Raw genomic sequence first — 16292 nt, forward strand, 5'->3', positions numbered from 1 at the left:
TGATATGATAGGTTAAGAAGCGGCTTCAAAAGGAGAGTGCATCTATGTACAAAATCATGATCGTTGATGACGAGCCTATCATCCGCAGCGGCTTGCAGAAGCTGGTGGAGCAGTCGGGGATCCCGATCGCCGGCATTCGCACAGCTACGAACGGCGTACAAGCTTTGGAGATTATCGCCGAAGAGGCGCCGGACTTCTTGTTCACGGACATTCGCATGCCCAAGATGGACGGACTGGAGCTATGCCGCAGTCTGTACGAAATGAATGCGGATATCCACATTGTCGTCATTTCCGGCTACAGCGATTTCACCTATGCGCAGAAATGTGTTTCCTTCGGGGTAAAGGAATATTTGCTGAAGCCGGTCAACAAAAAGAAAATTCAAGATGTGCTGGAAAAGCTGGTTCGTCTGAAGCAGAAGGCGGAATCCTTCGTTACCGTTACCCAGCTGGAAGCTTGGGTCGCAGAGCTGGAGGAAGCCGTATGGACTCTGAATGAGTCCCAGCTTACTAGTATTCTGGGAGGGATTCGCCAAGACCTCAAAGCCCTTGATCTGAAAATGAACCGCTACAGAGAACTCCTTGAGGAAATGTATGCTCATCTCACCAAAACCTTTAATGCGAGAGATGTCTTTAATCTCAAAGCATCGCTGATGCTCAGTTCCTCCTCGGACGAGGAGGAGGTATGGCAGTCGTTTGCCCAAAGCATACACGGACGGCTGGAGGAGCTTCGGGTCAAGCGCCGAGGCAAAGCCAAGGATCCGGTGGAGGAGGCGAAGCGATACATTGACGAGCACCTTGCTGAAGAAGTATCGCTGGAGGAGGTGGCGGAGCGTATCGGGCTAAATGCCTCCTACTTTAGTCAGCTGTTCAAGCAATCCACCCAGGAGACTTTCGTTCAATACCGGACCCGTGCCAGGATGGAGAAAGCAAAAAAGCTGCTGCAGCAGCCGCAGTATCGGATTACCGATATTTCCGGAGAGGTCGGCTATGCGGACCATCCGCATTTTACAAAGACCTTTAAGAAGTATACCGGCTGTCTGCCCTCGGAATATCGCCAGAGGCTGGGGATCGAATAATGAAAAAGCGAACGCTTTCGGCACAGCTTTACCGTTACTTTTTTATCGTGATCATTCTCTCACTAACGAGTGTCGGGGTAGCGAGCTATGTTCTATCCTCCCGGGCAATCGACGAGCAGGTGCAGCTCTACATGGAGCAAACGATCAACAGCACCTCCGCGCAGACGGACATTTATTTGCAGACCTATGAATTGTTCAGCAACTCGTTCTCGTCGAATACCGATGTAAGGCAGTTTATGGAGATATCCCGCGATGATTCATATGAGTACTATTACTACTCCGACGTCATCAAAAAATTTGTGCAGAACTCGGTCAATTCGATCTATAACATCTATAAGCAGCTGAACATGGTGTATGTCGTAGGACAGCACGGCCGCTCGGTTATTTACGACAATCAGAACTTCTCGGCGGTTGATCCCGAGCTGGTTACGGAAAAATTCGACTACTTGATGCAGTCGACTCCGAATAACGGCAGGATTGTACTGCTTGATATGAGCATCCGTCCTGAGGATAAAGGCACCGTCGTCACGATGGCGCGCAAGGTAAGAGGAGCCTCTTACGGCGAATCCTTCCGCGGGGTTGTAGCGATCGAATTCAAGCTGGATGAGCTGTACCGGGTATGGCAGCTGGTGAATCTGGGCAATAAAGGATACTTCTTCATTGTAGACGATGAGGGGAACTACATTTACCACCCGGATGTTCACATGAAAGATACCAAAATGGATCCGGAGCTGGCGAATCGCATTCTTCGGACGGAGAACAAGACCGTGGTTGAATCCATCGGGGGAGAGAATCGATTGGTGCTGTCGCGGAAGTCGGATTACTCCAAATGGAATCTGGTGGTCGCGATGCCTGTCGACGAGATGCGCAAGCCGGTATCCTTCATCCGTACGACGACCTTAGCCGTGGGCTTGCTTACTTTAATAGCGGCACTCTGGCTTGCCGCCAAATTCGGACGCTCCATTGTTGCGCCGATTATGGAGCTCAAGGACAGCATGCGCGAGACAGAGAAGGGAAACTGGCAGCATATCGATGAAATCGGCCGCACCGACGAGATCGGCGGACTCATCCACAGCTACAATCTGATGGTGACGCGCCTCTCGGACATGATCGAACGGGTGTATCAGGCCGAGCTGCAGCAGCAGAAGCACGACCTGGAGCTGCATCAGACGGAGCTGGAGCGGCAGCGTGCGGAATACCAATCGCTCCAGCTGCAGATCAACCCGCATTTCCTATACAACACGCTGGAGACGATCAACTGTTACGCCATTGTTCAGGATTCCGATGAGATCACAGAGATGGTCGATGCCATGGCCTTCATGCTTCGTTATTCCATCCAGGCGAATCTGGAGGAAATTACGGTAGCCAACGAGCTCAATCATGTGCGTAATTTTATGATCATCCTGCAGCATCGTATCGACCGTGAGTTTGAGATCGAGGTTGCCATTCCGCCGGCATTGCTGTTGGAGAAAATGGTTCGCCTTACACTGCAGCCGATCGTGGAAAATATTTTCCAGCATGCGTTTCCGGATGGCATTGAGCCGCATCATTATATTCGAATCGATGCGAAGAAGGAGAACGGTCTCTTCCAAGTGATCATTGAAGATAACGGCGCCGGGATTCGTCCTGAACGGCTGCAGGAGCTTCGAAGACGTCTGCAGCTGAACAAGCTGGCTGAGGATCACGGAGGAGGACCGCGCCGGGGCGGCATCGGAATTATGAACGTACACCGGCGCATTCAAATGGTTTTTGGAGAGCAATATGGTCTTCAAATAGATAGCGAGTGGGGACAGGGCAGTCGGATCACGATGGTCATGCCGGCCACTCCAACGCCTAAAATCAAGACAGGCCAAATTAAAACAGCGGAGGGTTCACTATGAAAATCGATTTGACAGGAAAAATTGCTTTGGTAACAGGCTCGAATGCGGGGATTGGACGCGCGATTGCTATGGCTTTGGCTGCGAGTGGAGCGAAAGTGGGTGTCAACTGCTTGCGCAATGTTCAGCAGGGGCAAGAAACGGTTGACGCCATTCGCGCGGCGGGTGGAGAAGCTGTACTAGTGCAAGCGGACGTCACGGATCTCGAACAGATCGATAAGCTTGTGAGCGAGGTGGAGAAGGCGTTCGGCGGTACGGTGGACATTCTCGTGAATAACGCCGGTCACCTGGTGCAGCGTGTTCCGAACGCGGAGATGACCGTTGACATGTACAATACGATCATGGATGTGAACATGAAGAGCACCGTATTTATGTGCAAAAGAGTATTGGGCGGCATGAAGGCGAAAGGCTACGGGCGCATTGTCAATATGTCGTCTGTAGCGGCGCATAACGGCGGCGGTCCGGGCTCCAGCATTTATGCTGCCAGCAAAGCGGCGGTCATGGCTTACTCCAAGGGTCTGGCCAAGGAAGTAGCCGGAAACGGCATTACGGTAAACAATGTATCCCCGGGCTTTATCGGCAATACGATGTTCCACGCGACGTTCACCAGCGATGCGGCCCGCGAAGCTACCATTAACTCCATTCCGCTGAAGCGGGAAGGCACACCGGACGACGTGGCTGGAGCCGTTCTGTACCTGGCGTCCGATCTTGCCGCCTATTTGACCGGCGAAACAATTGAAATCAACGGCGGGATGTTCATGCGATGATGACGGCAGGATTCTTGGGAGAGAAGCTGGCGAAGACGACATGGGCCGATGACATTGTTAACGCGCTAAGGCAGGAATTGTTATCGCTTCAAGCGGCGGGAAGTCTTGTGATTCCTGAGGAGCCGGGCGGCTGGTGGCACCAATATGTGTGTCCCGAGCATCACACGGAGCTGCTATTCGACCCTCGGGAGAACGAGCCCGAAGCCATCGCATGTCCTTACGGCTGCCGAATCCAAGGGGAAGCATACCGCGGGGCGTGGCTGGTGTTTAAGCACCAGTCCCTCGCCCGGTATTGCTTGCAGGCGGCAACGGTGTATGCGGTTACACGGGAAGCGGAGCTTGCGGTGCTGTCCAAGCGGCTGCTGGTTGAGTATGCACTGCAGTTCCCTAAGTATCCGGTACACCCGGACGCTCAGCCTTGGATGCTGAAGGGGAGGGCGTTCCATCAGGCGCTGACGGAGGGAATCTGGTCGACAACACTGCTTAGGGCGTATCTTCTGCTGCTGGATGAGGGGGTCGAGTTTACTCCCGTGGAGCGCCAGGCGCTGGATACGTTTCTGACGATGCTGGAATCCAGCATGAAGGAGTATCGCCAAATTCTTATTCATGATCGCAACAATCCGGAGAACAACTACACCGCCTGGCTCAATGCTTCCTTATCCTGTGTCTATGCGGTCCGGGGTCAGGTCGAGGAGCTGAAAGAACTGATCGAGGGAGTGGGCGGCTTTAAACACCACCTGACGATCGGTGTAAAGCCGGATCAATTCGAGTTCGAAGGCTCTGTCTATTATCACATCTTTGTTCTGAGAGCTTATATGATTTCGGCGGAAATGGCTGAGCGCTTCGGCATTGACTTGTACTCCGTCCAAAGAGAAGCGGGACAATCGCTGAAGGGTATGTTTGAGCTGCTGATCACGCTTGCCAATGAGCAAGGGATGCTGCCTGCGTTGCATGACGGACCGATGGCCCGTGTGCCGTACGCCCGTGAAATAGCCGAAACCTGCGAAGCCGGACTGGCAAGGTACGGCTTAAGCGGACTCATCCCGATTCTGGCGGAAGCTTACCATCAGCTTGGCGGGAAACCGGTTCGCAGCAGCCTGGAAGCACTGCTGTACGGTACGGGTGAGTGGCCTGTCGAACCTTCGTTCGGTGACCGGGGCTCGCAGCTGCTGGCGGAGTCAGGCTTTGTGATAGGACGGCGATCAGATTCGAATCTTTCGTTCCTGGCCGACTTCGGACCGCATGGCGGTTCCCATGGTCATGACGACAAGCTTCACGTCTCACTCGCTCATCGTTCGGGAGATGTAACGCCCGATATGGGCATGGTGCCCTACGGCTCGGAGCTGCGGAAGCAATGGTTTGCCAAGACGGCCAGCCATAATACCGTTTCCATCGACGGGGCCACGCAGGCACATCATACCGGACGGTGTGTACGGTTTGAGAACGGCGTGGAGGCAACCGTCGTTTGGCTCCAGTCGACAGACGCCTATTCCGGCTGTCAGCTGGATCGCCATTTGCTTCTCAAGGGCGATGTGCTGGTGGATTGGTTTGAGGTGGAGCTGCAGGAAGCGGCCTCCATCGAATGGTGGATGCATCCGACTGCCGCAATGCAAGGAGGCAAGCTGCAAGCGCTCACGAAAGAGGCTGCTGAAGCATTGCTTGAACCGATTGACGGAGGAGCCTTCATGCACGTGACGGGTCGTTATACGGATGATCGGGAGCTGTATTTGCGATATACGTTAGCCTCAGGTGCGGAAGTGTATCATACGGCGCTTGTTCAGGCGGAGGATGAAGTGTACCAGATCGAAACGCCGGGCACCACGATCGATCCGAGCCAACGGGTAAAGGGGCTTTTGCACCGGCGTATGGGCCGCACCGCAAGCTTCTTTCATGTGTATACCACAGGAGAGCAAGCTTTATTGAAGCTGTGTGACAGCGGGGAAGTCACTGTAGCCAGCGGTAATGAGCAATTCACTATAGCCTTAAGCAAGGATTCTGGCTTGACCATTACGGGGAGAGGATGAAGCTTCATGAGCAGCAAGGCACCCTTGTATCAGCCCCAAAGCGGGGTTCTGACCGTACAGTACCAACCGGACGAGACGACGCAATTGATTGAGAATCCGCCAAGGTTTACCTGGATTCCGGCCCAGCTGGACCACGACCGGTACGTCCTGCAAATTTCATCTGCTGAAAACTTTGCAGCGGCGGATACGAAGACGATTCAGCCGATTCCATACAACTTATATACGCCCGACGCACCACTTGCTGCAGGGACTTATTACTGGCGGTATGCATTGCTGACTGAGGACGGGCAGACGGAATGGAGCGCAGTAAGGCGGTTCGAGGTGAAGGAGGGCTTGCCAGTTACAGCGCTTCCGTCGAGGTCTGATCGGTATGCCGGAGCACAGAAGGCCCATCCCCGGTTATGGCTCCAGGCTTCGGAGCTGGCAGCCTTCCGCAAGAAGATCAAGGAGGATCCTTCCTTCTGCGGTTGGGATGCGTTCTTCGAACGATCGGTTAAGCCCTGGATAAACAAAGAGCTGATTCAGGAGCCGCTGCCGTATCCGGAGAATAAACGGGTGGCAAAGCTTTGGCGGCAGATGTATATGGATTGCCAAGAAACGCTGTACGCGATACGCCACCTATCTATTGCCGGCGTCGTGCTCGAGGATGAAGAGCTCATTGCGAAAGCGAAAGCTTGGCTCCTGCATGTTTGTTCATGGAATGACGAAGGAACGACGTCGCGGGACTACAATGACGAAGCGGCCTTTCGGATCGCCGGCGCACTGGCATGGGGCTATGACTGGCTTCACGACTATCTTAGCGCCGAGGAGCGTGAAGAGGTAAGCAAGCATCTGCTGAGGCGTACGGAGCAGGTCGCTTTTCATGTGATAGAGCGCTCGAAAATCCATCATGTTCCTTTTGACAGCCATGCGGTTCGTTCCCTTTCCAGCGTATTGGTCCCTTGCTGTATTGCCATGCTGGGGGAAAAAAACGAAGCTCAAGAGTGGCTCGATTACACATTGGAATATTACGCAGGACTTTACAGCCCTTGGGGGGGCGTGGACGGCGGTTGGGCCGAAGGACCGATGTATTGGACAACGGGCATGGCCTTTGTCACTGAAGCGATGAACCTGCTGAAGAAATATACCGGCATTGATTTTTACAAGCGTCCGTTTTTTAGCAAAACCGGTGATTTCCCGCTGTACTGCTTCAGTCCGGATACGATACGTGCCAGCTTCGGAGACCAATCTACGCTGGGTGATCCGGTAAGCCTCAAGACAGGCTTTAACATTCGACAGTTCGCCGGAGTGACGGGCAACGGATTGTATCAGTGGTACTTCGAGAAGGTGAAGGCGACCGATACCGATTCGGAGCTGAAATTTTACAACTACGGCTGGTGGGACTTCCGCTTTGACGAAATGGTATACCGGCACGATTATCCGGAGGTTGCAGCGGAGGAGCCGACGGCGAATTCGATTTCTTCGGTCAAATGGTTCCGGGATATCGACTGGGTCGCCTTCCATGCCAATATGCACGATCCGGACCGGCACATCATGCTGCTGACCAAGAGCAGCAAGTACGGATCAATCAGCCACAGCCACGGCGATCAAAACGGCTTCCTCCTTCACGCCTACGGAGAACCGCTGGCTATTGAAAGCGGCTATTACGTGGCGTTCGGCAGCACTATGCATATGCAGTGGCGGAAGCAGACGCACTCGACGAACAATATCCTGATCGACGGTCAAGGTCAGTATGCGGGGACGAACAAAGTGCTGAACATGGCGGCCTCCGGCTTCATCGAGGCGGCCGAGCAGCGAGACGGCTACGGCTACTCCCGCAGCAACGCAACGGCCGCTTATAAGGAGAATGTTCCTTACCTGGAGCGATATGTGCGTGAACTCTATTTCTTCGACGAGTCGTATGTAGTGGTGGTGGACCATATTGACTTGGCCCAGCCGGGCAGTGTCGATTGGCTTTTCCAGACCTTACACGGGATGAAGCTGAACGGACAGACGTTCAAGCTGCAAGGGAACAAGGCGGACCTGGACGGCCGCTTCGTGTACTGCTCCTCCGGCGAGCTGGAGCTGTCGCAAACCGAGGGCTTCCCGGGAGTGGATTGTTCCGAAATCGAAGGTCTCCCGCTTCACTGGCATCTGAAGGCGGCTACCAAGCCTGCCCGAAGCCACAGAATCGCAACACTGCTGGTACCGATTAAGAAAAACGAGCCGAAATACGTATCGTATTTTATGGATGATCAGGACCATGGCGTACACATTTACTTTACGGAGAACGGGGTAACCCGCAAAGTCGAAGTGCCTAAGGCTTACTAAGCCCGAATGCGTTTCAGAAACCGTTGTATTCCCGGGGGATCGGCCGATTGCCGCAAACCGATGGGGATATGACGGTTTTTTTGCGTGGAATGTAACTAAATGGCAGACCGCAGCGTCTACGTTGGTAAGAATACCGATTCGTAGAGGAGGAAGTGCGATGAAGAGAAAGGGACTCCAGCTGGTTATCGCAGCACTGCTGCTATTGAGCCTAATGTATGGTGCCGTTCCCGAACGCGTGTATGCTTGCTCTTGTGCTATGCCTCTGTCCGTAAAGGAATCCCTTGAGAGCTCGGATGCGGTATTTGTAGGGAAGGCGGTCAAAATCGCAGGTTCGGGCAAATGGTTTATTCGCTCGTCCGCGGATCCGGTTGCGGTAACGTTCGAGGTTTCGCAGGTGTGGAAGGGGGAGCCGCAGGCCTCGCAAACGGTTTATACGGCGGCAAGCTCAGCCAGCTGCGGCTTCACCTTCTCGGAGAACACGGAGTATGTGGTGTATGCAAGGAAGGGAGAGGACGGACTGCAAACGACGATTTGCGATAGAACGAAGGCACTCATGGCCGCGGCAGAGGATATGGCGCAGCTCGGTGAAGGGAGAAAGCCGCTTCAACGGGCGGGTGCCGGGGAGGATTTCATTACGGGAAACAGAACCGTTGTCGTCGGACTGCTGTTCGCTGCACTGCTCCTTTATATACTGCGCAAAAACAGGAAGGTCTAACGGCTGAAGCGGCCCCGGAAGGGGGCTGCTTTTTTTCGTTTCGGGAATATCGCCGTGGCCGGGAACCAATCAGGCGGCCGCCCAATATAATGGTTAGCAAAGGTATAAGCTCTTGCCCATGCGTAAGGAGCAAGCCGGATTCGCTTGGGTGAAGTAAGGGAGGTGAAGCTGTGAGACATACCATAGCCGATCGGGTAGGCGGCTCCATAGCCGCGGTGCTGGGGCTGCTGTCGGTTGCGGAAGCAGTAAGGCTTTACCCTGACGGCCACCGCTGGTTCACGGGCGATCATACCTTTCCCGCCTTGCTTGGGATTGGGTTGTTTGTTCTGGGCGTCATGATTGCTTCAGGGTTTCGGGCGGAGTCGTTTCCAGTGGCGTTTCCTGAAGGAAAGGTGCAGTTCAGGATGGGCATTTGTGTCGTCATTTTGCTCGGATACGCATTATTGCTGCCTTTTGTTGGGTATTTACTCGGCACCTGGCTTACCAGTGTAGGGCTGTTTGGCCTGTTCGGATCACGTTCGTCCTGGTGGTGGAAGCCTGTACTTTATTCCAGCGTCATCACGGTGCTGCTGGATGTGTTGTTTATCGAGTGGCTTCACATGTCCTTTCCGCAAGGCATATTCGGCTGGTAACGGCGAAGGGAGGAATCGGATTTGGACACCTTGTTCCTGCTGCTGAACGGCTTCGCTTCAGCCCTCACGCTGGAAAATTTGTTCATGGCGGCGATAGGAGCACTTGTCGGTACCTTCGTAGGAGTACTCCCCGGACTCGGACCGACATCGGCGATTGCCATTTTACTGCCGATTACGGCGATTCTGGAGCCGGCCCAGGGCATCATTATGCTCGCGGGCATCTATTACGGGGCTATGTACGGAGGATCCACCACGGCGATCCTCATGAATATCCCGGGGGAGGTATCATCGGTCCCCACATGTCTTGACGGTTATCCGCTGGCGAAGCAGGGCCGCGGGGGACCGGCGCTGGGTATTGCAGCGATTGCGTCATTTGTAGCTGGGGTACTCGGAGTAGTGGGTCTTGTCTTCTTCGCCCCGATGTTGGCGGATCAGGCACTGAGGTTCGGACCCCCGGAGTATTTTGCCTTAATGCTGCTCGCGTTTACCGTCATTGTGAATTTGGCGGGGAATTCGCTTCTGAAGGCGCTTGCCATGACCGCCTTCGGCTGCTTGCTGGCTTCGGTCGGCATCGGCGGTTTCTCCGGGTTAACCCGGTTTACGTATGGCACTAATGATCTGGCAGCAGGCTTCGAAATGATCAGTATCATCATTGGACTGTTTGCCATTGCCGAGGTGCTGAAGGGAATGGAGGAGAAACGCGCGCAGATCGCCGATGCCAAGCTGGGGAGTATTTACCCGAGCGTTAAGGATATAAAGCAATGTACGCCTGCTTTTCTCCGCGGAGGCATGCTGGGCTTCGTGCTTGGACTGCTGCCGGGGTGCTCCGCCGCGATTTCCTCCTTCTTAGCCTATGACTTGGAGAAGCAGGTGTCCAAGAACCCGGAGGAGTTCGGAAAGGGACGGATGGAGGGGGTTGCCGGACCGGAAGCGGCGAACAATGCAACCAGCTCGGCCGGCTTTATCCCGCTGTTTGCCTTAGGGATTCCCTCTTCGCCGCCCCTGGCGATTCTGCTGGCGGGATTAATGATCTACGGACTCACGCCCGGACCGGTATTGTTCGAGCAGAACGGGGCCTTCGTATGGACCGTCATTGCAAGTATGTTTATTGGCAATGTTATGCTGCTGGTGCTGAATCTGCCTCTCGTCGGGATGTGGGCGAAGCTTACACGGATCCCCTTCAGCGTCATGGCGCCGGTTATTTTGCTGCTAAGCTTTATTGGGGCTTATTCTGTCCGAAACAGCTTGTTTGATGTTTTCGTAGCGATTGTTTTCGGAGTGGCGGGCTATTACTTCTCGAAATACCGGTGGCCGGTGCTTCCACTGCTGCTCGGCTTTATCTTGGGTCCCATTATGGAACGATCCTTTCTGCAATCGATGGCTTTATCGGGAGGAAGTCTCGGTATTTTTGTAGAAAGGCCGATCACGCTTGGACTAATGGCAGCGGCAATCGTACTCGTTTTTATTTCGGTAAGGCTGAAACGAAGAACGGCTAAGAAAATGAAGGAACAAACGGGAGAAGAGCTGGAGATCTCTTGAGTCTACATGAGTATGCAGGGAGAGGATGAAACGAATGCGGAAATGGCTAGTACTCTCGACGGCGGCCCTCTTGGCGCTGGGGGTCGTGCTGTCAGGCTGTGCTGCGCGCAGCGGCGGAACGGCGGCCTCGTACCCGGAGAAGCAAATCGAATACGTCGTACCGTTCGCCGCGGGCGGAGGCGTCGATCTGGTAGCTAGAGCGGTGGCGGATTATGTAAGCAAGGAGTGGAAGCAGCCGGTAGTTGTCGTGAATAAGCCCGGGGGCGGGGGGGCGATCGGGGCGCAGGCAGCCTTGAAGCAGTCGCCAAAGGACGGCTATACGGTGCTGGCGGACAATAATTCCAGCACGACGATGCTGACGGGCGGAACCCCCAACCCTCCGGTGCAGATCGAGGATCACGTCTTTGTATCGAAGATTGTGGAGGATGCGGCGGCTTTCGCCGTAAGTGCCGATGCTCCGTGGAAGGATTTCAAGGAGTTCTCCGAGTGGGTTAAAAATAACCCCGAGAAGCTGACCTGGACCAGTGTAGGGCCTGCCGGCTTCTCCTCCTTTGCCGTAGCGGAATGGGCCGGCGCAATCGGCGCGGATTATGGCAAAACGCGTATGGTGGCAACCAAGGGAGCGGCGGATTCGGCCCCAATGATTGCCGGCGGGCATGCAGTGCTTGCCGTACACACCGTAGCGGAGCTCTACCCCCTAGCCAAGGCGGGTAAAATCAAGCTGCTGGCCGTCGTCTCAGACAAACGCAGCCCTTATTTTCCCGATGTGCCGACCGCGGCCGAGCAGGGAGTGAAGGGACTAACGGTCAAATGGTGGACCGGATTGTCCTTGCCGGTCGGTACGCCGGATGCCATCCGGGCGAAATGGGATGCCGCCATTGCGAAGATGGTAAAGGATCCCGGCTTCCAAGAGAAGCTAAAAAACATGCAGATGGAAGCCGCGTATTTGAACTCGACGGATTTTGCCGGGTTCATTAAGAAGGAAACCGGTTATTTCACGGAGCTGGCGACCAAGTACGGAATGAGAAAGTAATGGTGTCACCTAAGCGCTAATTGCCCGAACTGTTAACCAATGGTTAGCAGTTTTTTTATTTATCCTGGGACATACTAACCTGAGTTGCTGGAAGGATCGGAAGGAATTACCATCGTCTTCAGTTTTTCTTAAGGTTTGATTCATTGTCATTTCATATTTGGGGAGTACACTGACAAAGCAAATATATAGAGATAACCATACCATTATTCGGAAGGATCTGGAGGCAATGACGAAAAAACAAAAACAGAGAAACCGGCTTATCATCCAGAAGCCGTCGGACGAAACGTCACATTGGCCGACGAATGGATGGAGCAAGGCTGTTCCCGAATTGCAAGGAATCGATTCAAATGCCTTGGCAGATGTGGTTGCCGCGTCGGAACAGCAAGAGGTTCACAGTCTGGTAGTCATTCGCAAGGGCAGTCTTGTTGCAGAAGCTTATCGAGAGTCGCTGCACCCCGGCAGTCTGCAGGACATGAAATCCGTCACCAAGAGTATTACCTCGGCACTGGTCGGCATCGCTCTGTCCGAGAACAAGCTGCAAAGCTTGAATCAAACGCTGGCGTCCTTTTTTCCGCAGCTGGCCGGGGATATGCTTAAATCAAAAATTACCGTCAAGCATCTAGTAACGATGACTTCAGGAATCCATTGGGTGAACCATATGGATCAATCCTCCGTTGAAATGATGTATTCACCGGACTGGGTGGAGTACATCCTGAACCGGCCGATGGCGCATGACCCCGGAACCAAGTTTAATTACAGTAACGGAGATGCCCATTTGCTATCCGCGATATTGGAGCGGGCAACGGGACAAACCTTGGCTGAGTATGCGAAAACCCGCTTATTCGAGCCGCTCGGCATTACGAGCTTCACCTGGAACCACGATCCCCAAGGTCATACCATCGGGGCTTGGGCGTTAACCTTGACTTCTCAAGACATGGCGAAGCTGGGGCTGCTCTACTTAAAGAAGGGGCAGTGGGGGAGCAGAGCGGTCCTGCCGCGCCAATGGGTCAAAGAATCACTTACTACTAGAGTGAGACAAACGCTTGCCGACGGTTCGCAAGGAGGCTATGGGTTCTATTGGTATCTCAAGCAGATCGGGGTAGATAAGCAGAGAGTCTACGACGTGTTCTACGCTGCAGGCTCTGCAGGCAAACGTATCTTCGTCGTTCCGGCGCTGCAGCTGATTGCAGCTTTGACGGCCGATTCACAGAATGCGCATATGCCGGAGCTCACGCTGCGCAGGATTCTTCAAGCAGTGAGAACGAATGGAAGTCTGCCGCTGAATCAGCAGGCAACCGATCGGCTCGAGGAAGCGATTCACTCGTTTGCAGGTATGCACGCCTTTGTCCGTTAGCGCTATTTAGATGCCGCTGCCTTCGTTCATTTTTCACCACTGCCTAATCAGAAGCAGGAAAATATCGGCTTTTGTCGAATAGATAAATATCCGATGTTTCAATTGTAACTTTCCGATGAGAAAGGTTTGTGATGAATGTGAACCGAAGGCACCGCGTCCTGCTGATGGGAGCCTTGCTGAGCGGCGCGTTTACTGCAGGGGCCTATGCCCAGGATGTCCTGCAAAGCGTTCAGGCGTATCTTCGTCCTGATTTCAATGTCGTAATCAACGGGACACCCGTGAAGCTGGAGAGATCCACCTTAGTTTACGAGGATACCAGCTATCTCCCCTTGAAGGAAATAAGCAAGCTGCTGGGTGCGAATGTAATCTGGCGCGGCGATACCAATACCATTTATATCAACAGTCTTCTTAATTCCGAACAGAAGCCGAATCCGAACGAGGAGATCTACGGGGAAATCAAGCTGTATAATCCGACCTCCGTCACGTATCGTTATTTGGGGGCGGAATATCCCGTTATGCTCACTAACGATGACCCGACCGGAGGCAACTATTCGTACGATCTGTATTATCGATTGTCCGATGTGCGAAGAATGGGCATTGATACTAGCGGGCTGAAAAAGGTGAGGGATCGGATCACTTATGAATTGTTCGTGAGTGAAAAGGAATTAGCTAAGACGTGGAAGGAGCAGCCGACTCAGGTATACAGCTCGGAAGGGAACTATGTCATTTCCGGGGAAGTACACACGAAGAAGCTTGCCATGATAAGGGATCATCTGAAATCCGCTGCCAGCCTCAAAGTCAATAATGAATTGACTCTGGTCCAGAAGCCGATTTATGTGGAGAAGCGCGACGATTCCAATGATGAGTTTGATTATTACAATTATTACTTCCAGGAAACGACCCAATACATCGGCAATAACAATTACTACACCGCTAATCGTTATTATCGGGGTATTCTGAAATTGGTAAAAGGTACGGTCGAAGGGCAATACTCCATCTTTATGACAGATAAAACGGATCTCGAATCGGAAGCGAATAAGCGCGCCACGGGACAAAAGTAAGGCGCGCTCCGACTCCCTTCAAGCATCCTGCTTTAAATAAAATATAGCAATCTGCGTCCGGTCTCGCAGAGCAAGCTTGCTTAATATCTCGGTGATGTAATTTTTCACTGTCCCTTCGCTCAGGAACAATTCCTGGGCGATTTCTTTGTTTGAGAGGCCTTGGGCGATATGCGCTACGACTGTTTTTTCTGTGGGGGTCAGTCCGTAGGAATCAAGTATTGAGGATCGGTCTCGGGTGCCCGAAGCTGCGGACGGTTGGGGCTGAATCCAATCGGTCAGCTTTCTCGCGATATCCGGATGGATCAGCAAATTGCCGTGATGGACCGTCTTGATCCCTTGGACAATGCGATCCGGAGGAATATTTTTCAGCAAGTAGCCGCTAGCCCCATTCTTCAAGGCCTGTGCGATATATTCGTCATCATCGAAAGTAGTCAAAATGAGAACGTGCGTCGATGGAGAGAGCTGCTTTATTTTTTTGGTGCCCTCGACTCCCGAACAAACCGGCATACGGATATCCATGAGAACCACATCGGCCGTTCCTCCGGCTTCAAACCACCGGTACGCTTCCTCGCCGTCCCCGCAGGTGCCCTCGACGAATAAATCGGTGTCCAGCTGTAATATCATTTTCAGGCTTTCCCGAATGAACGGGTCATCGTCAACAATCAATAAACGGATCATACGTATCCAGCTCCTTTCTTTACTCAGCTGCGCAAAGGTAGCACTGTCGTTATTCCAAAGCGGGAGCCGCAGTCCCAATGCAGCTCGCCGCCAAGCAGCTTGGCCCGCTCCTCCATCCCGCTTAACCCCAAGCCCTTGTGAATGCGGACCGGGTCCGGAACGATGCCGTTGTTGGTCACAGTTAATCTTACCGCCGAGGGCTCGTAGCTAAGCTGAATATCCACAAGCGTTGCCCGGCCATGCCGCAGGGCGTTCGTAATCGCTTCCTGTGCGTTACGGTACAGGACAATCTCGAGACTAGGGTACAGCTGCATCGGGTTGCCTTTTACTTCATAATGGACTGAGATTTGCGCCTCGGCCGCTAGCCCTTCAATCAGCTTGGATAACGAGTAGCTGTGGACTTCCCGTTCCTCCGGCTTCAGCTTGCGAACCGTAAATCGGAGCTTCTCCATCCCTTCGCTGAGCTGGGATAACACCTGATGCGTCAACTCCAGTCCCTTGTCCGGATCGGTAGGCCCCACCTTTACCGCCGCCTCCAGCATCATCTTCAAGCGGATCAGCCGGTGTCCCAAATCGTCATGGATTTCTCGCGATATCCGATTTCGTTCCTCCACCTGAGCGAGGTGCTCTACCTTACCGGCATACTCCAGTACTCGATTTTTGGCGGCATCCAGCTCATTCGCTTTTCTTCTAAGCTCATCATAGAGCACAGTCTGCTCCAGCTTGTGTTTCTCAGCGTTCGAAACGTTATGTAGTAGCGCAGCGGCCGACAGGAACAGCAGACTGCCGCCCCATTGCAGCTCCGGCAGCGGCCTGAGCCAGAAGGTATATTGCAGCAGGACAAATTGCAAGGCCAGTAAAAACCAGCGAGGGGACCCTTCTGAATAACGCATATAAGTACTCAGCGTGGACAAATGGCACAGGAGCATCAAGCTGCCGTAACTGTGAGCAAGCCAGGTCACATACAACATCTCGAGCAGCGCAGCAAACAGCTGAAGGCCGGCAGGAACCCAGGCTCTGCGAAGCTCCGCCCATGCCAGCAATAGCAGTACGTGAAAGGTCAGCAACCCGCCGATGGACAAAGGCAGGATATAGACAGCACCTATAGCGGGAAGCAAAATAAGCAAATAACGTAATAGTGCATTCAGCATGGAATAACGCCTCCACCCGTGATTATAGCACAGGATTGGGGATATGACTTTGGTCATTTCCATTAGATGACGAAA

At 53.4% G+C, this 16292-nt stretch carries 13 protein-coding genes; 11 read left to right on the plus strand and 2 right to left on the minus strand.

From position 1 onward, the window contains the following. The first annotated feature begins 44 nt into the window (after positions 1 to 44). From QMO62_RS04130 to QMO62_RS04180, 11 genes are all read left to right on the plus strand, one after another. The gene (locus QMO62_RS04130; RefSeq protein ID WP_284638844.1) at positions 45 to 1076 is read left to right on the plus strand and encodes a response regulator transcription factor; all 1032 of its coding nucleotides are present in this window, start codon (positions 45 to 47) and stop codon (positions 1074 to 1076) included. After that, on the plus strand, positions 1076 to 2956 hold the full coding sequence (locus tag QMO62_RS04135) for a cache domain-containing sensor histidine kinase (RefSeq protein ID WP_284638845.1): 1881 nt from the start codon (positions 1076 to 1078) through the stop codon (positions 2954 to 2956). The genes QMO62_RS04130 and QMO62_RS04135 overlap by 1 nt, the downstream gene beginning before the upstream one ends. Further along, positions 2953 to 3720, plus strand: a complete 768-nt coding sequence (locus QMO62_RS04140; RefSeq protein ID WP_284638846.1) for an SDR family NAD(P)-dependent oxidoreductase — start codon at positions 2953 to 2955, stop codon at positions 3718 to 3720. Before QMO62_RS04135 ends, QMO62_RS04140 begins: the two co-directional genes overlap by 4 nt. Further along, positions 3717 to 5744, plus strand: a complete 2028-nt coding sequence (locus tag QMO62_RS04145; RefSeq protein ID WP_284638847.1) for a heparinase II/III domain-containing protein — start codon at positions 3717 to 3719, stop codon at positions 5742 to 5744. The genes QMO62_RS04140 and QMO62_RS04145 overlap by 4 nt, the downstream gene beginning before the upstream one ends. Before the next feature lie 6 nt (positions 5745 to 5750). Then, a complete protein-coding gene (locus tag QMO62_RS04150; protein WP_284638848.1) occupies positions 5751 to 8054 on the plus strand; it encodes a DUF4962 domain-containing protein in 2304 nt (767 codons plus the stop codon). Positions 8055 to 8211: 157 nt separating this feature from the next. Further along, positions 8212 to 8769: a hypothetical protein gene (locus QMO62_RS04155; RefSeq protein WP_284638849.1), complete on the plus strand. Its 558-nt coding sequence runs from the start codon at positions 8212 to 8214 to the stop codon at positions 8767 to 8769. Positions 8770 to 8939: 170 nt separating this feature from the next. After that, the gene (locus tag QMO62_RS04160; RefSeq protein WP_284638850.1) at positions 8940 to 9401 is read left to right on the plus strand and encodes a tripartite tricarboxylate transporter TctB family protein; all 462 of its coding nucleotides are present in this window, start codon (positions 8940 to 8942) and stop codon (positions 9399 to 9401) included. 84 nt (positions 9402 to 9485) lie between these two features. After that, complete coding sequence (locus QMO62_RS04165) at positions 9486 to 10940, plus strand: tripartite tricarboxylate transporter permease (RefSeq protein ID WP_372516702.1); 1455 nt, start codon at positions 9486 to 9488, stop codon at positions 10938 to 10940. A gap of 25 nt (positions 10941 to 10965) precedes the next feature. Further along, a complete protein-coding gene (locus tag QMO62_RS04170) occupies positions 10966 to 11973 on the plus strand; it encodes a Bug family tripartite tricarboxylate transporter substrate binding protein (RefSeq protein ID WP_372516646.1) in 1008 nt (335 codons plus the stop codon). Between the two features lie 226 nt (positions 11974 to 12199). Further along, complete coding sequence (locus QMO62_RS04175; protein WP_284638853.1) at positions 12200 to 13327, plus strand: serine hydrolase domain-containing protein; 1128 nt, start codon at positions 12200 to 12202, stop codon at positions 13325 to 13327. A gap of 131 nt (positions 13328 to 13458) precedes the next feature. Continuing rightward, positions 13459 to 14388 (plus strand): stalk domain-containing protein, encoded by a 930-nt coding sequence (locus QMO62_RS04180; RefSeq protein WP_284638854.1) that lies wholly within the window; start codon positions 13459 to 13461, stop codon positions 14386 to 14388. Between the two features lie 18 nt (positions 14389 to 14406). Here QMO62_RS04180 and QMO62_RS04185 read toward each other — a convergent pair whose 3' ends face one another. Next, complete coding sequence (locus tag QMO62_RS04185) at positions 14407 to 15066, minus strand: response regulator transcription factor (protein WP_284638855.1); 660 nt, start codon at positions 15064 to 15066, stop codon at positions 14407 to 14409. Between the two features lie 23 nt (positions 15067 to 15089). Beyond that, complete coding sequence (locus QMO62_RS04190) at positions 15090 to 16217, minus strand: sensor histidine kinase (protein WP_284638856.1); 1128 nt, start codon at positions 16215 to 16217, stop codon at positions 15090 to 15092. Between the last annotated feature and the right edge of the window lie 75 nt (positions 16218 to 16292).

The sequence above is a fragment of the Paenibacillus silviterrae genome (assembly GCF_030167925.1).
Taxonomy (GTDB): Bacteria; Bacillota; Bacilli; order Paenibacillales; family NBRC-103111; genus Paenibacillus_G; species Paenibacillus_G silviterrae.